General features: G+C 68.1%; 26 protein-coding genes. 11 read left to right on the top strand and 15 right to left on the bottom strand.

The window, feature by feature from the left end; all coding sequences use genetic code 11:
• Window positions 1-250 precede the first annotated feature (250 nt).
• The 3 genes from aroE to V3391_RS14575 are packed head-to-tail and all read left to right on the top strand — an operon-like array spanning window position 251 to window position 1,701.
• A complete protein-coding gene (aroE, locus tag V3391_RS14585) occupies window positions 251-1,096 on the top strand; it encodes a shikimate dehydrogenase (protein WP_332079172.1) in 846 nt (281 codons plus the stop codon).
• 8 nt (window positions 1,097-1,104) lie between these two features.
• On the top strand, window positions 1,105-1,440 hold the full coding sequence (locus V3391_RS14580) for a hypothetical protein (protein WP_332079171.1): 336 nt from the start codon (window positions 1,105-1,107) through the stop codon (window positions 1,438-1,440).
• A 6-nt stretch (window positions 1,441-1,446) separates the two neighbouring features.
• Complete coding sequence (locus tag V3391_RS14575) at window positions 1,447-1,701, top strand: YkgJ family cysteine cluster protein (RefSeq protein WP_332079170.1); 255 nt, start codon at window positions 1,447-1,449, stop codon at window positions 1,699-1,701.
• 266 nt (window positions 1,702-1,967) lie between these two features.
• Here V3391_RS14575 and V3391_RS14570 read toward each other — a convergent pair whose 3' ends face one another.
• From V3391_RS14570 to V3391_RS14560, 3 genes are all read right to left on the bottom strand, one after another.
• Entirely contained in the window at window positions 1,968-2,144 is a 177-nt protein-coding gene (locus V3391_RS14570) for a CsbD family protein (protein WP_232133980.1), read from the bottom strand.
• A gap of 115 nt (window positions 2,145-2,259) precedes the next feature.
• Entirely contained in the window at window positions 2,260-3,099 is an 840-nt protein-coding gene (locus tag V3391_RS14565; RefSeq protein WP_332079169.1) for an SDR family oxidoreductase, read from the bottom strand.
• 171 nt (window positions 3,100-3,270) lie between these two features.
• Entirely contained in the window at window positions 3,271-4,503 is a 1,233-nt protein-coding gene (locus tag V3391_RS14560; protein WP_332079168.1) for a GAF domain-containing sensor histidine kinase, read from the bottom strand.
• 133 nt (window positions 4,504-4,636) lie between these two features.
• Here V3391_RS14560 and V3391_RS14555 point away from each other — a divergent pair, with 133 nt between their 5' ends.
• Both V3391_RS14555 and V3391_RS14550 read left to right on the top strand, forming a co-directional pair.
• Entirely contained in the window at window positions 4,637-5,419 is a 783-nt protein-coding gene (locus V3391_RS14555) for a transglutaminase family protein (protein ID WP_332079167.1), read from the top strand.
• A 166-nt stretch (window positions 5,420-5,585) separates the two neighbouring features.
• Window positions 5,586-6,305 carry an alpha/beta fold hydrolase gene (locus V3391_RS14550; protein WP_332079166.1) on the top strand — a complete coding sequence of 240 codons (720 nt, stop codon included), beginning with the start codon at window positions 5,586-5,588 and terminating at the stop codon, window positions 6,303-6,305.
• Window positions 6,306-6,348: 43 nt separating this feature from the next.
• On the opposite strand, the gene V3391_RS14545 is transcribed toward V3391_RS14550, so the two are convergent.
• From V3391_RS14545 to V3391_RS14535, 3 genes are all read right to left on the bottom strand, one after another.
• A complete protein-coding gene (locus V3391_RS14545; RefSeq protein ID WP_332079165.1) occupies window positions 6,349-7,479 on the bottom strand; it encodes a DNA glycosylase AlkZ-like family protein in 1,131 nt (376 codons plus the stop codon).
• A gap of 53 nt (window positions 7,480-7,532) precedes the next feature.
• Complete coding sequence (locus V3391_RS14540) at window positions 7,533-8,642, bottom strand: catalase family protein (RefSeq protein ID WP_332079164.1); 1,110 nt, start codon at window positions 8,640-8,642, stop codon at window positions 7,533-7,535.
• Between the two features lie 169 nt (window positions 8,643-8,811).
• Window positions 8,812-9,636, bottom strand: a complete 825-nt coding sequence (locus tag V3391_RS14535; protein WP_332079163.1) for an alpha/beta fold hydrolase — start codon at window positions 9,634-9,636, stop codon at window positions 8,812-8,814.
• Window positions 9,637-9,885: 249 nt separating this feature from the next.
• On the opposite strand from V3391_RS14535, the gene V3391_RS14530 reads away from it, so the two are divergent.
• Entirely contained in the window at window positions 9,886-12,051 is a 2,166-nt protein-coding gene (locus tag V3391_RS14530) for a TonB-dependent receptor (RefSeq protein ID WP_332079162.1), read from the top strand.
• 160 nt (window positions 12,052-12,211) lie between these two features.
• On the opposite strand, the gene V3391_RS14525 is transcribed toward V3391_RS14530, so the two are convergent.
• Window positions 12,212-12,922: an outer membrane protein gene (locus V3391_RS14525; protein WP_332079161.1), complete on the bottom strand. Its 711-nt coding sequence runs from the start codon at window positions 12,920-12,922 to the stop codon at window positions 12,212-12,214.
• A 263-nt stretch (window positions 12,923-13,185) separates the two neighbouring features.
• Complete coding sequence (locus V3391_RS14520; protein ID WP_332079160.1) at window positions 13,186-14,280, bottom strand: ABC transporter substrate-binding protein; 1,095 nt, start codon at window positions 14,278-14,280, stop codon at window positions 13,186-13,188.
• A 127-nt stretch (window positions 14,281-14,407) separates the two neighbouring features.
• On the opposite strand from V3391_RS14520, the gene V3391_RS14515 reads away from it, so the two are divergent.
• Window positions 14,408-15,250, top strand: coding sequence for a class I SAM-dependent methyltransferase (locus tag V3391_RS14515; RefSeq protein ID WP_332079159.1), 843 nt, complete (start codon window positions 14,408-14,410; stop codon window positions 15,248-15,250).
• Between the two features lie 12 nt (window positions 15,251-15,262).
• Here the strand turns inward: V3391_RS14515 and V3391_RS14510 are convergent, their stop codons facing one another.
• Window positions 15,263-15,586, bottom strand: coding sequence for a DUF3817 domain-containing protein (locus V3391_RS14510; protein ID WP_332079158.1), 324 nt, complete (start codon window positions 15,584-15,586; stop codon window positions 15,263-15,265).
• Between the two features lie 120 nt (window positions 15,587-15,706).
• On the opposite strand from V3391_RS14510, the gene V3391_RS14505 reads away from it, so the two are divergent.
• Window positions 15,707-16,660 carry a GAF domain-containing protein gene (locus V3391_RS14505; RefSeq protein ID WP_332079157.1) on the top strand — a complete coding sequence of 318 codons (954 nt, stop codon included), beginning with the start codon at window positions 15,707-15,709 and terminating at the stop codon, window positions 16,658-16,660.
• A gap of 15 nt (window positions 16,661-16,675) precedes the next feature.
• Here the strand turns inward: V3391_RS14505 and V3391_RS14500 are convergent, their stop codons facing one another.
• Window positions 16,676-17,785, bottom strand: a complete 1,110-nt coding sequence (locus tag V3391_RS14500) for an aldo/keto reductase (protein ID WP_332079156.1) — start codon at window positions 17,783-17,785, stop codon at window positions 16,676-16,678.
• A 113-nt stretch (window positions 17,786-17,898) separates the two neighbouring features.
• Here V3391_RS14500 and V3391_RS14495 point away from each other — a divergent pair, with 113 nt between their 5' ends.
• Together V3391_RS14495 and V3391_RS14490 are read left to right on the top strand one after the other, a co-directional pair.
• Window positions 17,899-18,792 carry a LysR family transcriptional regulator gene (locus V3391_RS14495; RefSeq protein WP_332079155.1) on the top strand — a complete coding sequence of 298 codons (894 nt, stop codon included), beginning with the start codon at window positions 17,899-17,901 and terminating at the stop codon, window positions 18,790-18,792.
• 135 nt (window positions 18,793-18,927) lie between these two features.
• Window positions 18,928-19,152 carry a hypothetical protein gene (locus tag V3391_RS14490; RefSeq protein WP_332079154.1) on the top strand — a complete coding sequence of 75 codons (225 nt, stop codon included), beginning with the start codon at window positions 18,928-18,930 and terminating at the stop codon, window positions 19,150-19,152.
• A 26-nt stretch (window positions 19,153-19,178) separates the two neighbouring features.
• Here V3391_RS14490 and V3391_RS14485 read toward each other — a convergent pair whose 3' ends face one another.
• From V3391_RS14485 to V3391_RS14470, 4 genes are all read right to left on the bottom strand, one after another.
• Entirely contained in the window at window positions 19,179-19,679 is a 501-nt protein-coding gene (locus V3391_RS14485) for a hypothetical protein (RefSeq protein ID WP_332079153.1), read from the bottom strand.
• 139 nt (window positions 19,680-19,818) lie between these two features.
• Window positions 19,819-20,916, bottom strand: a complete 1,098-nt coding sequence (locus tag V3391_RS14480) for a peptidoglycan-binding protein (RefSeq protein WP_332079152.1) — start codon at window positions 20,914-20,916, stop codon at window positions 19,819-19,821.
• A gap of 63 nt (window positions 20,917-20,979) precedes the next feature.
• Entirely contained in the window at window positions 20,980-21,480 is a 501-nt protein-coding gene (locus tag V3391_RS14475; protein WP_332079151.1) for a hypothetical protein, read from the bottom strand.
• A gap of 135 nt (window positions 21,481-21,615) precedes the next feature.
• Entirely contained in the window at window positions 21,616-22,731 is a 1,116-nt protein-coding gene (locus V3391_RS14470; RefSeq protein WP_332079690.1) for an MBL fold metallo-hydrolase, read from the bottom strand.
• Window positions 22,732-22,851: 120 nt separating this feature from the next.
• Here V3391_RS14470 and V3391_RS14465 point away from each other — a divergent pair, with 120 nt between their 5' ends.
• On the top strand, window positions 22,852-23,469 hold the full coding sequence (locus V3391_RS14465; RefSeq protein WP_332079150.1) for a TetR/AcrR family transcriptional regulator: 618 nt from the start codon (window positions 22,852-22,854) through the stop codon (window positions 23,467-23,469).
• A gap of 40 nt (window positions 23,470-23,509) precedes the next feature.
• Here V3391_RS14465 and V3391_RS14460 read toward each other — a convergent pair whose 3' ends face one another.
• On the bottom strand, window positions 23,510-23,890 hold the full coding sequence (locus tag V3391_RS14460; protein ID WP_332079149.1) for a hypothetical protein: 381 nt from the start codon (window positions 23,888-23,890) through the stop codon (window positions 23,510-23,512).
• Window positions 23,891-24,174: the final 284 nt, after the last annotated feature.

Here is a 24,174-nt window from a genome sequence, read left to right as displayed (position 1 = left end):
AAACGACGATGCCGTCCGACTGCCGACTGCATCGACATCCTTCCCTCCGATGACAGGCGAGCCCCCTGCCGTGCCACGCCATCGGTTCTGTGACGTTGTATACAACTTTTTTCCCCGCACAGCGCATGCCCCGGTCACTTTTTTTCCGTACCGGGGCGTCGGGTGGACACGCCGCTTCGTGACGCCGGCACCGCATCGCGCCGCTAGACTGCGCCGACGCCAGCCCGGCGTGTCGCATTCAGAGGCTTCCATGTCGCCTGCCCGTCTCGCCGTGTTCGGTCACCCGGTCGCGCATTCACTGTCGCCCCGCATCCATGCCGCGTTCGGCGCCCAGACCGGGATCACGATCGCCTACGACGCCATCGATACGGCGCCCGAGGCGTTCGCGGAGGCACTCGCGGCATTCGCCGCCGCAGGTGGCACCGGCGCGAACGTCACGCTGCCCTTGAAGGAACTCGCGCACGGGCTGGCATCGACGCGCAGCGAGCGCGCGGCACGCGCGGGCGCGGTCAATACGCTGGTGCGGCAGGGTGAAACCTGGCATGGCGACAACACCGACGGCGCGGGACTGGTCCGCGATCTCACCGAACGCCACGGGCTCGACCTGCGCGGGCGTCGGACCCTGCTGGTCGGCGCCGGCGGCGCGGCGCGCGGCGTGGCACCGGCACTGCTCGATGCGGGCATCAGCGAGCTCTACGTGGTCAACCGCACGGCGACCCGGACCGACGCGCTGGCCGATGCGCTCGGCGAACCGGGACGCGTGCATCCGCGCTATCTCGAACAGCTCGGCGAGCTGGGCGAGTTCGAACTGATCGTCAACGCGACCTCGGCCGGCCGCGGCGGCGCGATGCTCGCCTTGCCACGCTCGCTGGTCGGCATGCGCACCGCAGCCGTCGATCTCAGCTACGGCGAAGCTTCGGTGCCGTTCCTGGCCTGGGCGCGCGCGCACGGATGTCGCGACACGATCGACGGGCTCGGCATGCTCGTCGAACAGGCCGCCGAAAGTTTCGCGCTGTGGCACGGCGTGCGCCCCGAGACCGACGCGGTGTTCGAGTCGCTGCAGTCGCGCAGCGCACTGCTGGTCAACGCGGACTGAGTCGGGTCATGGACCTTCGCGAACTCCTGATGATGCTCGTCAGCCAGCTGCCGGGCCGACTGCCGATCCTGATCGCGCTGGCCGTCGGTCTGGTACTGGTCGCACAGCGCGGGACGCTGTCGCCCGCATCGCGCCGCGCGGGCCTGCTCGGCTTCACGCTGCTGCTGCTCTCCAATCTTCTGGGCATGTTCGGCTGGCCGTTGCTGCAGATGTACGTCGTCAACGCTGCGATGTCGGCGGCGCAGGCGCAGATGACCTTCGCGCTGCTGACGGTGCCACTGGCGCTGCTGGACGCGGCGGGCCTGGTGCTGCTGGCGATCGCGATCGTGCGCGGCGCGCGTTGATCCGTCGTGGAATGCCGGGACGGCTGCGCGGCCTGCTGCATCGCGCCTTCGATCACCTCGCCGATTCCGGGCATGCCCGATGGCAAGCCGGCCGGCGTGGCATGCGTGCAGCTCGATGATCGTCTGCGGTGTCGTCTATTCGGGCGACCGGAGCGGCCAGCGTTCTGCGGATCGCTGCGGCCTGCGCTTGAGATGTGCGGGAGTTCGCGCGTTGCGGCGTTCGCGATGCTGAAAGAACTCGAGCGGGTGACGGCGCCTTGAGCGCGGACAGGCGCGTCTAACGACGCACACGCTTTCTCGGGATTGTTTCGCGCGGGGGACGGACCGTCACCCGACGCGCTTCGCGCGTCGACCCCGGATCAGGTCCGGGGCAGGCTCTCTCCCTGAGGGAGAGGTGCTCAAATCTCGCGATCTGGCCAGTGACGCCCGTATCGAGCGGTGGTTGGCCATCCCGAAACAGCGGCACTCCAGACCGCACACACGAAAAGGGCGGCCGAAGCCGCCCGTCCGTGACACCTGCCGGCGCTTCAACGGCCCTTGCGGGCGTCGTCGTTGGCCTTGCCGACCGCGCTCTGGACCTTGCCGGCGGTCTTCTGTGCCTTGCCGGCCACTTCCTTGGAGGTGTTGCCCGTGACCTTGCCGACGACTTCCTTCGCGGTGCCCTTGACCTGGTTCTTGATGCCTTCGCTGCGATTCTTGTCCACGTGATGTCTCCGGCCTGCTGGATTGCAGGGTGGGAACGATATGCACCGCACTCCGCAATGCCCGGGTGAAGAAATCGCGCGTGGCGCAGCGCCATTTCGGAAACGCTCAGCTGGATCAGAGGATCGGCGCGCCACCCGTCACTGCATAGCGGCCGCCGCTCATGTAGCTCGCCTCGTCCGATGCGAGCAGAACGTAGATCGGCGCGCATTCGGCCGGCTGGCCGGGACGCTTGAGCGGCACCTGCGAACCGAACGAGGCCACTTCGTCCGGCGGCATCGTCGACGGAATCAGCGGCGTCCAGATCGGGCCCGGCGCAACCGAGTTCACCCGGATGCCCTTGTCGGCCAGCAACTGCGCGAGACCCGCACTGAAGTTCGCGATCGCGCCCTTCGTCGCCGCATACGGCAGCAGCGTCGCCTTGGGCTTGTCGGAATTGATCGAGCTGGTGTTGATGATCGATGCGCCCGGCTGCATGTGCGGCACCGCGGCCTTGCACAGGTGGAACATCGCGCCGACGTTGACCTGGAAGGTGTAGTCCCACATGTCGTCGGGAATCTCGTCGAGCGAGTCGTAGCTCATCTGGTAGGCGGCGTTGTTGACGAGGATGTCGATGCGGCCGAACACGTCGACGGTCTTCTGCACGATCGCGCGGCAGTGCGCGGGATCGGCGATGTCGCCGGGCACGAGGGTGCAGCGCTGGCCCGCATCTTCGACCAGGCGCTGCGTCTCGCGCGCGTCCTCGTCTTCGTTGAGATAACTCACCAGCACGTCGGCACCTTCGCGCGCATACGCGAGTGCGACCGCGCGGCCGATGCCGCTGTCGCCACCGGTGATGATCGCGACCTTGCCTGCGAGTCGGCCGCTGCCGCGATAGCTGTCTTCGCCGTGGTCGGCGGGTGGATCGAGTTTCGATTCGACGCCGGGGACGTCCTGCTGCTGCGCGGGCTGGCTCATCGGGATCTTCCTGTGTGCGGGGGAGCTCCACGCTCGCGCCTGCATCGTCGCCCGGCCGTGAATCCATGGACCTCGCTGGGATGCGTGATGCCGTCCGGCCGATTCTCTCGCGCCGACGCCGACGCCGCATTCGGCTAGTGCCTGCTTACGCGCGACGCGCGATGCTGGCTTTCAACCCGCCGCGATGGCGTTCGACGTCGCGACAGGCATCACGTCCTGCAACGCCTGCAAAGGCATCGCGAACGACAGCCGGGTGCCGCCCGGCGCCGGGACGACCGAGATACCGCCCGAATGCGCGCGCGCGATCTCGCCGGCGATGAAGAAATCCCACGCACGCGGCTCGCGCACCATGCCGGGGCGGCGCGTGATGGGTCCCGCGACGCTGTCGAGCGCGTCATCCGGCAGCGCCAGGCCGGGGGCTTCGACGGCGAGCCGCAGCTCGCCGGCCGTCGTCGAGGCGTCCAGCGACACCGTCACGTCCGACGCCACGTGCCGGAGCACGTTGATCGCCAGGTTCACCATCAGTTGGCCGAGGCGCGCCGGGTCGCAATCGACATCGGCGTCGATCCGTACATGCGTCGCCAGTGCGCGTTGCGGATATGCACTCACGACCTGCGTCAGCACGCGCTGCAGTTCGCCGGCCAGCGTGGCGGCAGGCGTGCGCGACAGTGGCGCACCCGTGACCAGCTTGTCGTAAGCAAAATCCACGATGCCGCCGACCAGCGCCGCCATGCGCCAGAGATTGGTTTCCATGTCGGCGACGCGCGCACGGGTCTGGGCGTCGAGCCCCGGTGTCGTCTTGATGAGATAGGCGTCCATGACCAGCGCCTGGATCGGTTCCTTGAGATCGTCGCTGACCTCGTTGATGAAACGCTCGCGCATCTTGGCGACGTCCAGCGCGGTGTGCAGCGCAGCCTGGCTCAGCGCGTGGCGTTCGTCGCTTTCGAGCTGGGCGCCGATGAGTTCGGCGAACAGCTCCATCATCTGCAGCGTTTCCGGCGATTCGACCCGCGACGGCAGGGGATCGATCGCACACAGCGTGCCGAAGAACTCGCCGCTGGACCGATGGATCGGCACCGAGATGTAACTCTCCAGCCCGTAAAGCCGGGGCGTCTGGTGATCTGCGAACTGCGGATTTTCGCTGGCATGACCGAACATGACCGGCTGGCGGTGCTGACGGATCTCGTTGCAGATGGTCGTGCGCAGTTCCAGTTCGCCGCCCGGCTGCAGACCGAATGCGATCTCGTCGCGTACCGCGCAGGCCGTCCACCGGTCATCGGTCACGCGCGCGACGGCAGCGAAACGCAGGCCGGTGGTGCGGGTGATGACCTCGAGGATCTTGGGGACCGCGGCGATGCAGGCGACGGCTTCGACGTCACGCTGCGCCTGGTTCGAATCGTGCATGGACGCATGTAGCCGACTGGAATGCGCGTCAGCCTACGCCCATGGGCCGGGTGCCGCCAGCGCGCAGGTCCGCCGCGACACCCGCTACACGCCGCGACGCCCACGCTGCGTCTTTCCCTCTTCTGGATGCACGATGCGCCTGCTGGCCGGTTGCGAACTCGTCGTCGAAGCGGAGGTGGACTGCGCGGTCGTGGCCATGCTCCGTCCCCGCAGCGGCGAGGCCCAGTGGCTGGTCAGCGAGCACTACGCGTTCGATCCCGATGTGCGGCCCACGGAATTCGTCGATTCCTTCGGCAATCTGTGCCAGCGCTTCGTCGTGCACAGCGGACGCATGCGCATCCGCACCGAACTGGAAGTGGAGACCGAACGCGACATCGCGGTCGCGCCGTGGACCGCACCGATGCCACCGGCCGCCCTGCCCGACCACACGCTGCAATATCTGCTGCCGAGCCGTTACTGCCCGAGCGACCGCACATTCGAGCGTGCGCTGGAGATCGTCGACGAGGCGGGCCCGCGTGCCGGTCAGGTCGGCGCGATCGTCGCGTGGATCCGGCGCCATATCGAATACCGCTACGGCGTCAGCGATGCGACCACCGATGCGCTCGACACGATGGGGCACGGCGCCGGCGTCTGCCGCGACTACGCGCACGTGGGCATCACCCTGTGTCGCAGCCTGCGGATTCCCGCGCGCATGGTGGTCGGCTATCTGCATGGTCTGGAACCGATGGATCTGCACGCCTGGTTCGAGGCCTATCTCGACGGCCGCTGGTACACCTTCGACGCGACGCAGTCGGCGCCGCGCGGCGGACGCATCGTCGTCGCCTACGGACGCGACGCGGCCGATGTGGCGTTCCTGACCAACTACGGCCTGCTGCAGACGGTCGAGATGCAGGTCTGGGTCGGCGAGAAGCCCTGACGCCGCAAACGCGCACGCCGTCACGACTGGCCGAAGGTCCAATGCCGCGCGTGGCGCGTGCGTGCTGACATCCGGCCACTGGCCCTCTCCCCCACATGGCCGGCTCGCGACCGGCGCCGTCGGCCGCGCCACCTGCGTGCGGCCTGCGGGCCGTGGGAGATGTCCGATGCTCCGATCCTTTGATCGCCGCGACACGCGGCTGCTGCGACTGCTGCTGATCCTGTTGGTTGCCTTCTTCGCCTCGGCCGCGCAAGCCGCATGCCGCGACGCCGTGGTACTGGTGCACGGCAATGCCGGCACGCCCGCGCATTTCGACAACACCTACGTGGAACTGCGCGCCCGCGGGTGGACCGATTTCGAGATCCTGCGTCCGAACTGGGGCAGCAAGACCTGCGCCGCGTGCAACGACCACAGCGGCAGCGAGGAGACGCCGGTGCTCGACGCGCTGGTCGAGGCGATCGCGCGCTCGTGCACGGGCAGGATCGACGTCATCGGCCACTCGATGGGCGTCACCCTGGCGGCGAAGCAGATCGTCAACTACGGCCTCGCCAATGATGTCGCGACCTTCGTCGGCATCGCCGGTGCGTATCGCGGCCTGTGGAGCTGCGGCACGTATCCGTGGAATGTCGTCACTTCGACCTGCGGCGCGCAGGGTCTGTCGATCAACAGTCCGCTGCTGGCATCGCTGGCCGGCAAGCCGCTGGGCATGAAGACCTACTCGATCAAATCCTGGATCGACCAGATCGTCTGCTACGGCGGCGTCTGCACCGTCGCCGGCGTGCACAGTTCGACCCTGCCGGGCGAGACCGGGAGCCACACCCTCGCGACCGGACACTTCGGCCTGCTGACCGACACCGCGGTGCTGCAGGTGAATCTGATCCAGTAGGCGCTCGCGTGCGTGCGACGCGCCCCGGGCTGCGTCGCACGCGTCACGCCAGACCGAGAAACACCCGCATGCGTTCGAGTTCGGCGTCGAGTCCGTCGCGGAACGCCGCGTCGCGCGGCGCCGCGCCGTCGACATAGCCGAAGCGCGCGTCCAAGGCGCCACCGACCACCGACACGTTGCTCCAGCCGATCACGCGATCGCCCCACAGCAGCGGCAACGCGTAATAGCCGAGCTGGCGTTTCGGCGCCGGTGTGTAGGCCTCGAAGCGGTAACGCCAGTGCCACAGCAGTTCGAAACGGCGCCGGTCCCAGACCACAGGATCGAACGGTGTCAGCAGCCGGACACCGGCATCGGGACGCCAGCGTCGGCTCTGCGGTGATTCGTCGGCGGGCCAGATCCAGTCGATGCCATCGATGCGTGCACCACCGAGGCGTGTCCGCGCACGTGCGAGCGTCGCCGCGCGCTCGGCATGCCATTGCGGCACGCCGCGTCCGAGATACGACATCAACCGGCGCAGGCTGGCGTCGGGCAATGGCGCGTACTTGTGCACCAGCAGATCGAGCATCCGGTCCAGACGCCTGTCGATCTCGTCCGCATCCAGTTGCGCCGCATCCGGCTCGCGCAGCGCATACACCCGCGTGCCGCCATCGCGTCGTGCGACCCGCAGCAGGCCGCGGTAGTGCATGCCGTCGAGCAGTTGGGTGCTGGCGTTCGACGAGCCGCCGAACCAGTTGGTGACCTTGCCGTGGGCGAAATGCGCGTCGACCTCGCGCGGGTGCACGGCGCCACGCTCGGCGATGAAGGCGCGCACGGCCTGTGCCTGTCGCCAGCGTGCAGGCGTCCAGCTCTCGCGCGCGATGCGCGGATGCATCAGCGCCTGCGTCGCGCGCGGCAGGAAGCCGTAGTTGACGAAGAAATCCTCTTCCAGCGCCAGTCGCGGATAGCGGCGCTCCAGATCACCGGCGCGATAGTCGATCACGCGATGGCGCAGCGTCAGATCCTGCGCGCGCGCTGGTGCACGGATTGGATCGGCCTGCACGAAGCCGAGCCGTGCGACCGCGCGCATCAGCGTGGTGGGCTTGAACAGGGATCGCGCCACCGCGTGGCGGCGCAGGTGATCGAGGGTCAGCGGCGGCATCGCCGCATGATGCCAGCGCGCAGCCGGCGTCGACATCGGGTCATACGACGAAACACGACACGGCGTTGCTCACGCGTCGTGGCAACGCCTCACGAACGCGGACCCGCGCCGGCGAACGGACATCCGCGCTGCAGCGGCTGTCCATTGTGCTGCGCGCGGAACCGGTGCGAGGCCTCGTACGCCGGCTTGCGCAGACGCATGATCTCGCCCAGCGGACGATGCGCGGCCAGGCCGTGCCACGGGCTGAAGCCCACGCCATCGTCGATCTCGCGGCTCAGGGCCTGCGTCCAGGCCGCCTGCGGTCCGGCCACCAGACGCGCCACGGTGCGGAACGGGCTGCGCGCCTCGTCCCATTCCGCCGATGCATCGTCGACCGGCATGTCGGCCAGCGACGTCGACAGCTGCGCGCGCAGTTCCCACTCGGCGGTGTTGGCGCCGAAAAACGCGACCACCGCATCACGGATCGCGTCGTCGTCCTTGAGGTCGAGGCGCACGTCGGTCAGCGCGCGCAGCGACGTGGATACCGGCACCAGCTGGTATTTGGCGATGTAGTCGCCATGCCGGATCGGCAGCTGGGTGAAGAAGGTCTCGCCGAGAATGTGGTGCGGCGGCTCGCCGCCCATCGCCTTGAGCGTAGTGCTTTCGCCGCCCATCGCCTCGAGGCCGCGCTCGGTGCCGCGCAGGATCGCGGAGATCACGCGTTTGGTGCGGTCCATGCGATCGGTGGTCCTGGCCAGCAGCTTGAGATTGCGCAGGAAGGCCTTGCCGTCGGGCGCGTTGAAGGTCGGCCCGTTGACCAGAATGAATTCCTGCACGGCCATGTCTTCGCTGCCTTCCAGACGCGCACCTTCGACGCCGCAGATCCGCATCGCGACCCCGCGCGGCGTGGACACGCGGTCCGACAGCAGATCGCCGGGCGTCGTCGACAGGCGCAGCACCGTGTCGTAACGCCCGGGTTGCGCGAACAGGCCCTGCGCGAGTTCCGGCGCCAGGCCGTCGTCGACGTGCAGCGTGGCCTGCAGCAGGCCGTGGCTCTTGGCATGGACGGCGCGCAGGCCGTGGCCTTCGTCCTCCAGGGTGATCTGCTGGATCGACTGCAGCACCTCGACCAGATCGGCCGCCAACTCCGCTTCGTCGGGAGCGGGGGTGGCGAGGCGCTCGTCGTAACGGGCGAAGGTGTCGTGGGTCGGAACGGACATGGCGTGGCTTCCGGTTCGGGGGCTGGGTGCAAAGTGCGTGCGTTGGCATGACGCGGTCGTCGATGCGGCCGGCCATGGGCCCGCTGGCGAGCGACGATTCAGTGAGCAGGACAGACGAAGGCCGCGTCGGGATGGACGCGGCCTTCGAAGTCGTCTCGGTGTTGAACCCTTACTTCTGCAGGAACGCGATCAATGCACGATTGAACGCATCGGCGTGACTGGCGTTGAAGCCGTGCGGCGCATCCGGCACCACGACAGCCTCGCTGCCGGCGATCGCCGCGTGCGTGCGCTTGCCCGAACCTTCGTACGGGACGGTGCCGTCGCTGTCGCCGTGCAGCACCAGCGTCGGCACGGTGACCTTCTCGAGATCCTGGCGGAAATCGGTGGTGCCGAACGCTTTCATGCAGCCGAGCGCAGCGGTCTGGTCGGACTGCTTGCACAGCGCGATCGCTTCCTGGCGCGTCTTCTCGTCGACCTTCAGTTCGCCGTTGGCGCTGAAGAAGTCCTGGGTGAAGCCGTCGAAGAAGGTGTCGCGGTCCTGCTTGAGGCCGTCTTCCATTTCCTTGGCCTTCTCTTCGGTCAGCGGACCGTCCGGATTGTCGGACGTCTTGAGCATGTACGGCGGCACGGCTGCGGCGAACACGACGCTGTGCAGGCGGTCTTCGCCATGGTTGGCGATGTAGCGCGCGACTTCGCCGCCGCCCATCGAGAAGCCCACGAGGGTGACATCGCGCAGATCGAGATCCTCGAGAACGCCAGCGAGGTCGGCGGCGAGCGTGTCGTACTCATACCCGGTCGGCGGCTTCTCCGAGCGGCCGAAACCACGGCGGTCATAGGCCACGACGCGATAGCCGGCATCGCGCAGCGGACCGGTCTGCGCCTTCCAGGATTCGGCGGACAGCGGCCAGCCGTGGATCAGCACGACCGGGCGGCCATCGCCTCCGGTGTCGTCGATGTGCAGGCGGACGCGGGGCGTGGCGTTGACTGAAGACATGGTGATTCCAGTTCGGGGGTTGGGCGGCCATCAGGCCCGGCGCGCCATGGCGCAGCCGTGAAACCGTCCGGGACAGGCAGGCGTCCGGTCAGCCCCCGTGCTGACACGTGGAGGCAAAGTCACGACGCGACGACACGGTGTTTTCCGATACCACGCACGCCCCTTCTGCGCTGGCTCTTGTTTGCGAGAATGATTCGCATTAGCATGCGCGCCAATCCGGCCGCCGGCCGTATTCATCCGGGAATCCAAGTGACCAACAACTCCGGGGACGCGCAGCCGCGCCCCGCACGTCGCGTGCTGTCCGTTTGCCTGTCGCTGGCGATGCTGCCGGCCGCCGCGCAGGTGCCGCCGCCGTCCGCCACCACCCTGGATACCCTCGTGGTGACCGCCGACGTGCTCGACCGCGACGACAGCCGTCCGGGCACCGTGTCGACCGCGACCAAGACCGCGCTCGATCCCAAGGACGTGCCGCAGACGATCAACACGCTGGAGATGAGCAAGTCCAAGGTCTACGGCCTCAACGACCTCAGCGTGCTGCTCGACGGTACGCCCGGCGTGGACACCAGCTACGACATGCGCGGCGACGGCATCCTGCTGCGCGGGTTCGAGGCCGATTCCAACGACATCTACCGCGATGGCGTGCGCTCCGCCGGCCAGGTGCGTCGCAGCACCGCGAACGTCGAGCGCATCGAGATCGTCAAAGGCCCGGCGTCGGTGCTGTACGGTCGCGGCCTCGGCGGCGGCATGGTGAACCTGGTCAGCAAGCAGGCGCGCTTCGATGGCGTGAGCAGCGCCAACATCCGCTTCGGCAGCTGGAACAACCAGGGCGGCACGCTCGACATCAACGAAGTGCTGTCGCCGCAGTGGGCCGTGCGCCTGACCGCCGATTACGAGGAGGCCGACAGCTTCCGTCGCGGCATCGCCAACGACAACCGCATGATTTCGCCGAGCGTGCTGTTCGACAACGGCAACGGCCTGACCTGGCTGGGCCAGTACACCTACGACAAGATCCATCGCATTCCCGACCGCGCACCGGCCTACGACGCGCTACCGGCAGACGTGTCGCACCGCATCGCCTATGCGCATCCGGACGACTTCGTCGAAGACACGATGCGCATGGCGCGCTCGGTGCTCGACTACCGCATCGCCGACGACTGGTCGGTGAAGTGGACCGCCGCGCTGAGCGAGGTCAGCCAGGACTTCGACCATCTCTATGCCGGCACCTACTGCGGTCTCGACGGCCGTCTGCTGAGCACGGGCCGCGCCTGCAACACGCGCGGCCTGATGACCTTCACCCGCGCCTGGCAGGACACCGAAAACCGCACGCTGAGCAACACCGTCGATCTGACCGGCCGCCTGCGCACCGGCGCAATCGAACACGACCTGCTGGTCGGCATCGAGGACAGCCGCGAGCAGCGCAATCCGGATCTGTCGACATCCGCGGCCACCTCCGATCCGTCGCTGGCGTATCCGTTCGGCGTCGATCCCTACAATCCGCAGTGGGTCGCACCGAAGACGCCGCGCGGCGCGGCGCGCACGTCCAACCGTCACCGCGCGGAATCGCAGGCGCTGTACGTGCAGGACCTGATGGCGTTCGGCGATCACTGGAAGGTGCTGGCCGGCGCGCGCTTCGACCGCTTCGACTTCCGCACCACCAACCGCATCACCAACCAGACGCGCAACTACGACGGCACCACCCTGAGCCCGCGCGTCGGCCTGATCTGGCAGCCGGTCGACGCGCACAGTGTCTACGCGTCCTACAGCAAGAACTTCGCGCCCTACGGCGGCCGCGGCCTGATGAGCGTGGCCGTTGCCGAGAACGCGGTGTTCGACGAAGAACCGCAGTACTCGCGCCAGATCGAGACCGGCCTCAAGAGCGACTGGTTCGACGGGCGCCTGTCGTCGCAGCTCGCGGTCTACGAGCTCGAGCTCTACAACGTGCGCTACCGGCCGGATCCCGAGAACGATCCCTTCACCTTCGCGGTGCGCGGCAGCGAGCGCTCGCGCGGCGTCGAAGCGAGCCTGACCGGCCGCCTCGCACGCGACTGGTATCTGCGCAGCGGGTTCGGCCTGCAGGAAGCCAAGGTGGTCGAAGACAAGATGACGCCGGCGAACGAGGACAAGTACCGCATCGGCGTGGCGCGCAAGACCGGCAACGCGTTCATCCGTTACGCACCGGACGGCGCGTTCTACGGCGAAGTGGGTGTGACCTATCGTGGCCCGGTGTTCAACAACGCCGCCAACACCAGCGAACGCGCCGGCTACACGCGCTGGGATGCCTCGCTCGGCTGGCGCGTGATGCCGTGGACGGTGACGCTGGCGGTGACCAACCTCACCGACACCGATTACTGGCGCTCGACCAGCATGCCCGGCGCGCCGCGCACGGCGCTGGTCAGCATCAACTACGTGTTCTGAGCCGACGGACCACATGTGTAGGATGGATAGAACGCAGCGAAACCCATCGCTGCTGATTTTTCGAGAGATGGCCGCGCTCTACCCAATCTACGAACGCGACGCAAAAAAACGGGCGCCCTCGGGGCGCCCGTTCTCATTGCAGCAGATCAGGACCGCTGGATCAGAACGTGTACTCGGCCTGCAGGCCCAGCAGCGCGGTCGAGCGCTTCGGACCTTCGAAGCGGGCGCCCGAGACCGGATCACGCACGTCGCCGGCCTTCGCGCGGTAGTAGTCGTAATGCACGCCGACGCTGAAGTTCTCGGTGGCGTTCCAGCCGGTGCCCACGCCGGCGTACCAGCTGTTGCGGCCATCGCTGCCACCGCTCTCGAGGCCGAGATCCTGGCCGACCGAGTTGTAGTAGTCGACGTTGTTGTCGGACGCGCGGAAGAAGCCGCCGCGGCCGCTGACGTACCAGGCCGGGGTGACGTTCAGACGCGCGTTGCCGCCGACCTGCCAGCCACGCAGGGCATTGCGGTCGGCGCGCTGGTTCACGTCGTCACCGTTGTTGATGTTGCGCACTTCGATGTTGCCGAGGTCGGCGTAGCCACCTTCGACACCGAGACCGAAGTTCTGCGACAGCTTCCAGCGGTAACCACCGACCAGGCCATAGCCGGTCTTGCGGCCGTCGCGGCTTTCGAACACGTTGAAATCACCGGTGCCAAAACGGCCGGCGGTGCCGCCGTCGGTGCGGCCGACGTTGCCGGCCACGAAGGCATTGCCCTGGCCGACCTGCAGATCGGGACGGTAGGTGTCGCCGCCGGTGCTCTGGGCGAAGGCAGTGGGAGCGCACAGCGCAGCCGCGATCGCGGCGGGAATCAGGAGCTTCTTCATCGGGGCCATCCTTTCTTGGTCTTGGACGCGCTCGATCGGTGACTCGATCGCGCGTCTGCGGGGGAAGTTCCGCAACGCCAAGGGGGCGTCGCGGGCCGCAGTAGAGACCTTCAAGGCTGAAGCGCACACAAACCTTCACGCGTCCTGCACGCATTCGGCACCGGCGCGTTCAAGTTCCGTTTACGGCGATGAGGAACCCGACGCCGTCAGAACGGTCGCGGCATGCGGGTCCACATGCCGCGTCACCGACACATTGCGGAAATTCAGGGTGCAGTCACCGCTTCCACGACCGGCGCGTCGACGCCGTCGATGCGCGCTTCGACTTCGAACATGCCCGATCCGCCGCCCAGGCTTTCGACACGCACCTCGTAGCGTCCCGCAGCGAGCTGCGTCGACAGGCGTGAATTCGTGCCCGAACCGCCATCGTCGTCTTCGAACGTGCCGCCCGGACCGTCGACGTGCAGCACGGTGTCGAACTCGTCGGAACGCGCTTCGAAGGTCACCTGCGCCGCATTCGGTACCTCGAGCACGAAGCGACGGCCGCTGCCGCCCTCGACGCGCGCGACCGCGACCTGGCCCGAGACCAGCGCCGTGCCGTCACGCGTGACCATGCCGCCGGGCAGCGGTGCATAGCGCACGGCGAGATTGAAATCACCGCGACCTGCGTCTTCGAGCGCAGCGGCATTCAAGGTGTAGGTACCCGGCTCCAGGAACAGGCGCAGCATCGAATCGGTGCCGCCACCGCTGTCGTCGTTCTCGGCCTCGACGTTCGGACCACGCACGCGCAGCACCGGATCGAACGCGCTCGACGCGAGCGTGATCGTGTACAGACCCGGGCGCTCGACCTGCAACGTGTAGTCCTGCGCACTGCCGGTCAGCCAGTCGATGACTTCGCCCTCGCCCATCAGCGGCTTGCCGTCGTAGGCCGCGATGGTCTTCGCGCCCAGGCGGAACGGACCGAAGGCTTCGGCGCCGCGGCCGCTGACCGCGACCAGATAGTCGCCCGCCGACTTCGCACGGAACGCGAGACCCGGACCTTCGCCCTGCGCGATCAGCTGATCGCCGTCGAACACCGCCAGCGTGCCGGCCAGCGCGCCTTCCAGCGTCAGCGACACGGCCTGACCTTCGGTCAGCGGCAACGTGAAACGCTGGTAGCGACTGCCGTCGCTGTAGTTGATGCCACTCGACGAGGTGATCTCGCCGGCCACCTCGCCGTCGAGCGCCAGCGCGGTTGCGCTGTCGTCCGCCCTCGCGGTCGACGCGGCGCCGCCGCCATCGCCGCTTCCCGACACGTTGAATCCACACCCCGACAGCAGCAATCCGGCCGAGACGGCCAGGCTCAAAGCGGCAACGCGCATGCGACGACTTCCGATGAGGGGACGGGATCCGTCCGGAGTCGCGATTCTCGTCGAAGCGCGGCCAATCGGACAGCGGCGCAACGCGGACCGGTTACGATGCCGGCCCGATCCGTCACCCGATCCCGCGATGCCCCACGTCACCGGCCCCCTGCTGACCCGCGACACCGCCGATGCCATGCGGGCCGCGCAACGCGCTGGCGCGGACGACTGGACGGGCTCGCTCGATCTGGGCCGCAACGTCGACACCGTGACCTTCGAAGGCGATCACTGGTCGTGGCGCGACCGCGCGTATCCGTGGCCGGGCCCGTTGAAGGACCGCACGCTCTATGTACTGGACGGCGACGACTGGACCGCGGTGTCGCGCTACGGGCGCGCGTTGATCAAGCTCGTGCCGACCGACTGGGGCCCGCCGACGTTCGAGATCGACGGCATCAAGATGCTGGTGTCGGCGCGCATCTCGCCGATCGAGGACGCGCGGCAGAAGGTCGCGCTCGTCGCGCCGCGCGGCAAGACCGTGCTCGACACCTGCGGCGGCCTCGGCTACTTCGCCGCATGCTGTCTCGAATCGGGCGTCGCCAAGATTCTCTCGTTCGAGAAGAACGAGGACGTGCTGTGGTTGCGCACGCTCAATCCGTGGTCGCCCGATCCAGACGCGCCGGACACCGCGGGTCGCCTGCACCTCGCACACACTGATGTCTCGCAGGCGATCGTCGACATCCCCGACGCGAGCGTCGACGCGGTGCTGCACGACCCGCCGCGTTTCGGTATCGCCGGCGAACTCTATTCGCAGGTGTTTTACGACCACCTCGCCCGCGTCCTGCGCCGCGGCGGCCGCCTGTTCCATTACACCGGCGCACCGAACCGCCTGACCAGCGGCCGCGACGTCCCGCGCGAAGTCGCGCGGCGACTGGAGAAGTCCGGCCTGAAAACCGAACTCGCGCTCGACGGCGTGCTGGCGGTCAAGCGCTGAGGCTGGCCACGCTCAGTCGCGTGACGCCGACAGCAGTCCGCGGCGCCGGAACCACATCTCCACCGGAATGGTCACCAGCGGCGGGATCGCGGCGAGCAGCGCGACCAGCACCGCCCACAGCGGCCAGCGCAGCCGGATCCAAGCGAACAGGCTGACCGCGAGGTAGACCAGGAACGCAACGCCGTGCAGTCGGCCGAAGAACCACACACCAAGCTCGGTGGTCTGCGTGCCGTACTTGAGCAGCATGCCGATCAACAGGCCGGCCCAGGTGAGCGCTTCGAAGAACGCCGCGGCAGCGAAGATGCGACCGGTGGTGGACAGCGGACGAGGCGGCATACGGCCTTCCGTGAGCAGGGCGTCGCAGTGTAAGGGCGCGTCGTCGCGTGATGCCTTTGAATGCCCATTTTTAACGTGCATTTGCCTAGGCTTTTCGTCCCGCACCTAGGACGCGCGACCATGACGGCCATCGCCACGCCGCCCCTCGACGAAGCCACGCGCCAGCGCGCGCTTGATGGCTATCACGTCCTCGACAGCCTGCCCGAAGGCGCTTTCGACGACATCGTGCAACTGGCCGCCACGCTGTGCGGCACACCGACCGCGCTGATCACGCTGATCGATCGCGATCGTCAATGGTTCAAGGCGCGCACGGGATTCGACGAGACCCAGACCGACCGCAGCGCCGCTGTCTGCGATCACGCGATCCGCGCGCCGGACACGCTGATGGAGATTCCGGACCTCGCACGCGACGCACGCTTCGCTGCGAATCCGTTCGTCAACGGCGAGCAGGGCGATGCACGCTTCTACGCCGGCATGCCGCTGGTCACGCCCGACGGCGCTGCGATCGGCACGGTCTGCGTGCTCGACGGCATGCCGCGCCATCTGACCGATGCGCAGCGCGCGGCGTTGCAGTCGCTCGCGCGGCTGACGATGACGCTGCTCGATGCCCGCGCCCGCGAACGCACGCTCGAACACGAGGCCTTCGTCGCGACCGCCGCACCTGCGCCTGCATCCGCCGCCGAGACAGGCGTCGCCGTGGAAGATCCCGGCTACACGCTGGCGCTGATCGAGCTGCAGGACCTCGCCGGCACCGTCGCGCGCGTGGGCGAACGCGGCACCGAGAAACTGTTGCAGGAACTCGACGCCGCGCTCGAATCGGCCCTGCCATCTGGCGGCACCGATGCGGTGAACCGCAGCAGCGGTAGCGGCGAGTACGTGGCGGTACTGCACGGCGCCGATGCCGCACGCACGCTCGAACGCCTGCAGACCGAGATCGCCACGCGCACCGCCGCGCACGGCCTGCGTTTCCTCACCGGCACCACGCAGGGCGCGGCGGGCGAGCACACCGGCATGGTGTTCCTGCGCGCCGAAGCCGACCTGCTCGACCGCAAGGCGGCGCAGAGCGCGCATTGAACCTGCGATCGAACGTCAGCGCGCGGCCCAGCCGGTCGCGTGCTCGACACCGAACCGCATCCGCGGCGGCAACTGGAAAATGAAATAGGGATTGATCGATGGCGGCAAGCTCGCAGCGTCGAGGCGCGCCTGCTGCGCCGCAGTGAATTCGATATCGAGCGATGCGATGTTCTGGTGGAGCTGTTCGACGCGGCTCGCGCCAACGAGCACCGACGAAACGCCAGGCCGACGCGCCGTCCACGCGAGTGCAACCTCGGCCATCGAACGGCCGATCTCCTCGGCGACGGCGCGCACCACATCGACGATGTCGAAGTTGCGTTCGGTGAACAGCATGCCGCCGAACGGGTTCTCACCATCGAGGCGGCCGTCGTCCTCGCTGCGTTGACCACCGTCGCCGCTCGCATCACCCGGCAACCGGGAGGCACGCGCTGCATCGGCGAGCTTGTCGCGACCGTATTTGCCGGTCAGCAGTCCGCCACCGAGCGGACTCCACGGCACCAGGCCGAGGCCGAGCGCATCGCCGGCCGGCAGGACCTCGAGTTCGACGCCGCGATCGAGCAGCGAGTACTGGTACTGCAGGCCGATCGGCACCGGCAGACCATGTGCCTGCGCCAGCGTCGCCACACGCGCGACGTACCAGGCCGGTGTATTCGAGAAACCGTAATGCAGGATGCGGCCGGACCGCACCGCGTCGGTCATCGTCTGCAGCACTTCCTCGGGCGGCGTCAGCCGGTCCCAGACATGCATCCAGTACACATCGATGTAATCGGTGCGCAAACGCGTCAGCGAACTGTCGAGCGCGGTCCGGATGTTCTTCGCGCCGTTGCCGCCGCCGTGTGCGTTGCCCTGCACGCGCGGGAAACCGGACTTGGTCGCCAGCACGATCCGGTCGCGCAGGCCGGCATCGGCGACGAAGCCGCCCAGCATCTCCTCGCTGCGCCCGGCCGAATACAGATCCGCGGTGTCGACGAAATTGCCGCCGGCCTCGACGTAGGCATCGAACACGGCGCGCGAAGCGTTGGCATCTGTGCCCCAGCGCTCGGTGCCGAAGGTCATCGCGCCCAGCGCGAGTGGGCTCACCAGCAGGCCGGAGCGGCCGAGACTGCGGTAATGGGTCAGGTCCATCGAGGTCTCCAGTCGTGTCGCCGCGGGGGTGGCGCTCTGCACACAGGCTAGGCGCGATGGCCGCTCAGGATTAGCCGTTGCCGGCCGCATGGGCTTGTGAGCACACTGCAGCAATGCAACGAGGCGAACTCAACGATCTGCTGGCTTTCGCGGCCGTGGCCCGCGCGCGCAGCTTCACGAAGGCGGCCGGCACGCTGGGTATGTCGCCCTCGGCGCTGAGCCACGCGATGCGCGGACTCGAAACGCGGCTCGGCGTGCGCCTGCTCGCGCGCACCACGCGCAGCGTCGCCCCGACCGAGGCCGGCGAGCGCCTGCTGCGTTCGCTGACACCCGCGCTCGCGGAGATCGAGCACGGACTTCTGGCGCTGGGCGACTGGCGCGATGCACCGTCGGGCACGGTCCGTATCACGACGTTCGCCTATGCCGCGCAGATGGTGCTCGAACCCAAACTGCCGGCATTCCTGCTGGCCAATCCCGACGTGCGCGTGGAAGTGAGCATCGACAACGGCCTGACCGATCTCGTCGGCGAAGGCTTCGACGCCGGCATCCGCTTCGGCGAACACGTCGACCGCGACATGATCGCCGTGCGCGTCGGTCCCGACCTGCGCACGATCGTCGTCGGCACGCCGGACTACTTCGCCCGCCACGCACCGCCGGCATCTCCCGGCGATCTCGATCGCCATGCCTGCATCGGCTACCGGCTCAAGAGCACCGGTGGCCTGTTGCCCTGGGAGTTCGAACGCGATGGCCGCGAGTACAACGTGCGCACCCAGGGCCCGCTGGTCGTCGACGAAGTGCCGCTGACGCTGGCTGCGGTACGCGCCGGCGTGGGCCTGGGGTACGTGATGGACCACGAGGTCGCCGACGATCTCGCCGCCGGGCGTCTGGTGCAGGTACTCGATGCGTGGTGCCCGACGTTTCCCGGCTACCACCTCTACCACCCGAGCCGTCGCCAGACGCCACCGGCGTTGCGGGCGCTGATCGACGTCTTGCGGCACGGCGACTGACGCGTCGCCGCTGCGCAGCGTCGGCATCGCGCGGTGCGCACCGCGTGTTCCCGCGATATTGCGGCAGGTCACGTGCGGCTCACCGCGCCCTCGCCACCCTGTCGTCCCCACCCGATCGATGGAGCCGCTATGAAGATGTTGAGGATCGTTGCCGCTGGCGCGGCGAGCTATTTCGCGTTCCGCGCGTGGAAGCGCAAGCGTGACGCGCAGACCGCCCTGCCGCGGCAGGAGGTGCGGTCGTTGCCCGACGACGGTGCACGCACTGCGCCGCACGGCGATCCGCTGATCGCCGAAGAAGATCTCGATACGTCCCTGCCGCGCAGCACCTCGCATTCGAGCCCGGGCTTCGGCGCGCCCTGAGCCGCGGGTGCGCGCGTGCAGTGGCGTCAGGGCATATAGATCCAGTTCTGCGCCTCGCCGCCGTGATCGCGGACCCGCCAGAACGCGCGCGACAGATGGCCTTTCGCACGCGTGCGTGACAACAGTCGACCGCCGATCTTCGCGGTCGATGTCGCCTCGACCAGCGCACGACGGCCACCCGGTGCCAGTTCGATCCGGGTGATCTCGTAAGTGATGTCCACCGCCAGCAGTCCGCCGGTATGCGCCGACACCGACTGCAGGGCCGCCAGGCCGTCCCGCGCATTGCGGCATGTCTCGTCGCGCCGGGTGTCCCGTCGCTCGTGGGTGCCGGCGACGTAGTACACGCCCTGCAGGCGATAGTCCTTGGCCATGGAATTGCAGAGCGCATCGCCGTCGAACCGGCGCGTCGCCTCTAGCTGTGATTGCACGTGCGCACGCACGTCCGATTCGGAAATGCGATGACCGTGCTCGTACGCCAGCACGCCACCGACGACCAGGGCCATGCCCAGCAACAGGATTCTGATCACGTTCGAGTCCTTTCGAAGATCCAGTGTGCGTCCCGCGGGACGGCATTCGCACCGACGTGTTCCGTGTGGTGCCTGGCCGGAATCCTAGAGCAAGGCTGCGGCGTTTTCCATGGCCCGCACGCCCGGGTGCGAAGCGCTGTCACGGTCCGCGGGCGCCGCCCTCCGGCGTCTGCTCGGGACCGCACTGCAGCTGCGCCGTCGCGCGGCCCGACGCGTCGTCCATCTGCCGCTGCCACTGCTGACCCACCTGCGATTGCTGCAGGCGCGCCAGCGCCTCGCGAAGCGCATCGTCACCGGTGTGCAACGCATCCAGCAGCGCCTCGACCGGTGCACGCGGCGTGTCCCCGGTGCGGGCCTCCAGCTGCAGTGCGATGGACGCCAGCGTCTTCGGCCCGGCGATACCGTCGACATCGAGCCCCTCGTCGCGCTGATACATGCGCACCGCGTGCGCGGTGTCCGGTCCGAGGCGGCCGTCGACCGCGAGCGGCCGACCGTCCTGCCCGACGTAGTCGAGGCGTGCGAGATCCGCCTGCAGTGCGCGAACGGCCTCCCCTGTTGCGCCCTCGCGGAGCAGCCCGTTCGACCGCAGGTGTTCGCCGTATGTTCGCGCAGGCGCTGCCGTGGCGAGGGTCCGGGTCTCGGAATCGATCGTCGCCGCCGCCCGCCAGGCCGCATCGCGCCACAGACCCTGCGCCTGCGCACGTGCATAGGCCTCACGCATCCGGTCGAGCGCGTCGGCACTCTGCTCGAGCGTGATGTGCGCCCGGTTGGCACCGCCGTAGTGGCTGCGCCCGTCCTTGAACGGATCGCCGAAGCTGGCCCATTCGCGCGCCAGGCCGAGCTGCGCCTGCTCACGTGTCACGTTCGATGCGCCCATGATGTAGTCGCGTACTGCAGGCTGCTTCTCGCGCAGCAGGTAGTCGGTGAAGATGCGGTCCTGCAGTTCGGGTGTGAACAGCGTATCGCGCGTGATGCCGAGGCGAGCCACGGCGGCATCCATCGTCGAGGGAATGATCTGGTATTTGCCGACCGCGAACACGCGGTCCGGATCGTGTCGCGGCAGATGCTGCAGGTCCTGCAGCTCGCCCACCGTGAGCCTGGCGAAGTCGGTCGGCGGTTCGCCGGGGCGGATGCGTCCCCGCCCGCCGGCATCGACATAGGTCCCGCGATTGAAGGCGTTGTAACCGGCTGCGCCGGATTCGCCGCGATACATCAGCGCATGGATCGGATTGCCCATCGTCGTACTCCCGTCCGTGGAAATTTCCGGCCGTCCTGGCCATGCGTGTGATTGCGTGCGATGTCACGGCGTGGGCGCAGGCACGAAGTCCCATGCCGTGATCTGCAGCCCGGCGTCGTCGCCTGCATCCCGCCAGGCGTCGACCTCGCCATATGCACGCGCTTCGAGATCCTGCGCGCTGCCTGCGTGGCCGAAGCGCACCAGGCAACGTGCGTCGCCGCTGCAGGACTGCAGCTCCGGAAGCGCGTCGCAGATGCGACACGCGATGAGCTGCGGGTTGCGCGCGCACACGGCGGCGGCATCGTCGCCGACCATGTCCGCCCGGCACGTCGCGCTGGCGCGGGGCGTCCAGCCGTGCGCGAGCACGCGTTCGCGGAAATCGGCATAACCCATGCCCGCGTGCAGATCGGCGACGACCGCCTCGACGTTCGCCTCCGATGACAGCGGCGCATCCACAGTCGCGGCCGTCGAAGGCGCGACCGGTGCATCCACGTTGCCGCATGCAGTCAGCAACGCGATGAGTGCGAAGGCGACGACACGAGCCGTCCGGTTGGGTCGATGCATCCCTGCGACTCCCGCGGGCAACGCGCCCGTTCCATGCGCTCGATCCTCTACCCCGCGCGCGCGTCACTCAAGCCGATAACTCCGAAATCCGTGTCGGTGGCATCGACCTGGCGCTTTGCACCCATCGATGCGGCATCACTCGCGCCGCATCTCCCGCCACCAGGCGCTGCCCGGCTGCGGCGCGGTCAGATCGACGCGTTCGCCCATGCGCGGGGTCGCGAGACGCACGCCCTGCTCGGCCGCGATCGCGCTGACGCGTTCGAACGGGTCGTCCCAGGCATGCATCGCCAGGTCGAAGGTGCCGTTGTGCACCGGCAACAACACGCGTGCCTGCAGGTCGACGTGCGCCTGCACGGTCTGCTCGGGCTGCATGTGCACGAAGGCCCAGCGACGGTCGTAGGCACCGGTTTCCAGCGCCGCGACATCGAACGGCCCGAAGCGGCGACCGATCTCGGCGAAGCCGTCGAAGTAGCCGGTGTCACCGCTGAAGAAGAATTTCAGGCCGGCGTCGTCCGCGGCGTTCGACGGATCCTCGATGACCCAGGACGCCCACAGCGTGCGATCGGAATCGAACAGGCCGCGGCCGGAGAAATGCTGCGCGGGCGTTGCGGTGAAGCGCAGGCCGTCGATCTCCGCCGACTGCCACCAGTCGAACTGCCGCACCTTGGCCTGCGGCACGCCCCATGCGACGAGGCGGTCGCCGACGCCGAGCGGGGCGAGGAAGACCTCGGTGCGCTGCGCCAGGGCGACGACGGTTTCGCGATCGAGATGGTCGTAGTGATCGTGCGACAGCACCACGCCCCGCAGCGGCGGCAGATCCTCAAGCGCGATCGGCGGTGCGTGCCAGCGCTTCGGCCCGGCGAACGACACCGGCGAGGCGCGTTCGGCGAACACCGGATCGGTGATCCAGAACCCGCCGCGCAACTTGATCAGCAGCGTCGAATGGCCGAGGCGATACAGGCTGCGGTCCGGTGCGGCATCGAGCGCGGCGCGCGTCATCGGCAACACCGGCGTGGGCAGCGGCGGCGTGGTGCCGCGCGGCTTGTTGAACATGAAGTCCCACCACAGCTTCGCGCCATTCGCGACGCCCATCGGCGGACGTGGCGACGGATTGCGGAAGCGGCCCTCGGCCGACTGTGGCGAGGCCGCGTGATCGGCGACGGGCTGGCTGGTACGGACGAACGACAGGGTGCAGGCGCTCACGGTGAGAACTCCAGAGACGAACAGGATCGACAGGGCCAGGCGACGCAGGATCCGGCGGCGTGGCTTGGCGGGGGAGGACGCGGGCATTCGGGATCCATGAGTAGGAACTACACCGTGCAGTGTATTTATCGGATCGGGAAAGTAAACCCCTCGGTGTAAACTTGCGTAATGTCCGGATCCGACGACACTCCGACCCGCCTGACCGACCGCAAGCACGCGGCGATCCTCGATGCCGCCGTGGCGGAATTCCGCGCCGCCGGTTTCGAGGCGACCACGATGGACCGCATCGCCGCGACGGCTGGCGTGTCCAAGCGCACCGTCTACAACCATTTCCCGAGCAAGGACGCGCTGTTCCTGCGCATCCTCGAAGAGATGTTCGCGCGTGGCGTCGGCGGCCCCGATCTCGCCTATCGCGCCGACCGGCCACTGCGCGCGCAGCTGTTCGAACTGGTCGACCAGAAGCTGCGCCTGCTCGACGACCCGCATTTCGTCGATCTCGCCCGTGTCGCCATCGCGGCCGGCCTGCATTCGCCCGAACTCGCGCGGCAGATGCTCGAACGCCTCGGCGATCGCGAGGAAGGCATCACCACCTGGGTACGCGCCGCCGCTGCCGATGGACGTCTGAAGATCGACGATCCCCTGTTCGCTTCGCACCAGCTGCAGTCACTGGTGAAGGGCTTCGCGTTCTGGCCGCAGATGTCGATGGGCCAACCGGCGCTCGATGCCGCGCAGCAGCGTCAGGTCGCCGAAGGCGCGGTCGACATGTTCCTCGCGCGTTACGGCTGAGGCCGCCGGTGCCGACGCACCGGATACGCGCGATTGATCCCTACGCGTCGACGGGCCCGTAGCGCAGCCACAGGCTGGCCATGCGCGCGTCCTCGAACACGCGCGCATCCAGACCCGCGCCCATCGCCGACAGCACGCAGTACTCGACGGTGTCGAGGCCGTGCGGCTTCACGTGTGCGATCCGCAGGCGTCCGAGTCGCGGACCGACTTCGCTCACGAGCCGCACCCACTCCCCCGCGGTCAGCGCGGGCCCGATCAGTTCGTCTACCAGCAGCAGGGCGTGCGCGGGTTGCTGCTCGACCGCCTCGGCGATTGCATGCCAGTACGCCATCGTGTGGGCGAACGTCGCGTCGCCGCGCACGTGCACGTGGAGAAGCGATTGCGGCTGACGACGCACTTCGATCTGCAAGTCGTTCTGCATCGGGGCCTCCGAGTCGACGATCCAGACCCGCTCCTACGTTGGGCTCGAACAGTGATGTGGGTCAATTAAAGCGCAGGCCCAGTTCGCTACTGTGAATTACCGACGGCATCGCCGCCCGGTCGTCGGAACGCGCGCACGGAGGCGGCGCATGAAGGAGAGGGAACTTATGAAATCGTTACTGAAGCTCGGTGGATCCGCAATCATTGCGGCCAGTTTCCTGTTCGCCGGCAGCGCGTCGGCCTACCCGGATATCCCTTGCACAGAGGCAGGTCAGCAGACGACCA

This window comes from Luteimonas flava, from assembly GCF_036584485.1.
GTDB lineage: Bacteria > Pseudomonadota > Gammaproteobacteria > Xanthomonadales > Xanthomonadaceae > Luteimonas > Luteimonas flava.
This window is presented reverse-complemented; position numbering and strand designations above follow the sequence as displayed.

Coding starts and splice junctions, on each gene's coding strand:
- aroE (WP_332079172.1), top strand. CDS start 251: ATGTCGCCTGCCCGTCTCGCCGTGTTCGGTCACCCGGTCGCGCATTCA.
- V3391_RS14580 (WP_332079171.1), top strand. CDS start 1,105: ATGGACCTTCGCGAACTCCTGATGATGCTCGTCAGCCAGCTGCCGGGC.
- V3391_RS14565 (WP_332079169.1), bottom strand. CDS start 3,099: ATGAGCCAGCCCGCGCAGCAGCAGGACGTCCCCGGCGTCGAATCGAAA.
- V3391_RS14560 (WP_332079168.1), bottom strand. CDS start 4,503: ATGCACGATTCGAACCAGGCGCAGCGTGACGTCGAAGCCGTCGCCTGC.
- V3391_RS14555 (WP_332079167.1), top strand. CDS start 4,637: ATGCGCCTGCTGGCCGGTTGCGAACTCGTCGTCGAAGCGGAGGTGGAC.
- V3391_RS14550 (WP_332079166.1), top strand. CDS start 5,586: ATGCTCCGATCCTTTGATCGCCGCGACACGCGGCTGCTGCGACTGCTG.
- V3391_RS14545 (WP_332079165.1), bottom strand. CDS start 7,479: ATGTCGACGCCGGCTGCGCGCTGGCATCATGCGGCGATGCCGCCGCTG.
- V3391_RS14540 (WP_332079164.1), bottom strand. CDS start 8,642: ATGTCCGTTCCGACCCACGACACCTTCGCCCGTTACGACGAGCGCCTC.
- V3391_RS14535 (WP_332079163.1), bottom strand. CDS start 9,636: ATGTCTTCAGTCAACGCCACGCCCCGCGTCCGCCTGCACATCGACGAC.
- V3391_RS14525 (WP_332079161.1), bottom strand. CDS start 12,922: ATGAAGAAGCTCCTGATTCCCGCCGCGATCGCGGCTGCGCTGTGCGCT.
- V3391_RS14520 (WP_332079160.1), bottom strand. CDS start 14,280: ATGCGCGTTGCCGCTTTGAGCCTGGCCGTCTCGGCCGGATTGCTGCTG.
- V3391_RS14515 (WP_332079159.1), top strand. CDS start 14,408: ATGCCCCACGTCACCGGCCCCCTGCTGACCCGCGACACCGCCGATGCC.
- V3391_RS14510 (WP_332079158.1), bottom strand. CDS start 15,586: ATGCCGCCTCGTCCGCTGTCCACCACCGGTCGCATCTTCGCTGCCGCG.
- V3391_RS14505 (WP_332079157.1), top strand. CDS start 15,707: ATGACGGCCATCGCCACGCCGCCCCTCGACGAAGCCACGCGCCAGCGC.
- V3391_RS14500 (WP_332079156.1), bottom strand. CDS start 17,785: ATGGACCTGACCCATTACCGCAGTCTCGGCCGCTCCGGCCTGCTGGTG.
- V3391_RS14495 (WP_332079155.1), top strand. CDS start 17,899: ATGCAACGAGGCGAACTCAACGATCTGCTGGCTTTCGCGGCCGTGGCC.
- V3391_RS14490 (WP_332079154.1), top strand. CDS start 18,928: ATGTTGAGGATCGTTGCCGCTGGCGCGGCGAGCTATTTCGCGTTCCGC.
- V3391_RS14480 (WP_332079152.1), bottom strand. CDS start 20,916: ATGGGCAATCCGATCCATGCGCTGATGTATCGCGGCGAATCCGGCGCA.
- V3391_RS14475 (WP_332079151.1), bottom strand. CDS start 21,480: ATGCATCGACCCAACCGGACGGCTCGTGTCGTCGCCTTCGCACTCATC.
- V3391_RS14465 (WP_332079150.1), top strand. CDS start 22,852: ATGTCCGGATCCGACGACACTCCGACCCGCCTGACCGACCGCAAGCAC.
- V3391_RS14460 (WP_332079149.1), bottom strand. CDS start 23,890: ATGCAGAACGACTTGCAGATCGAAGTGCGTCGTCAGCCGCAATCGCTT.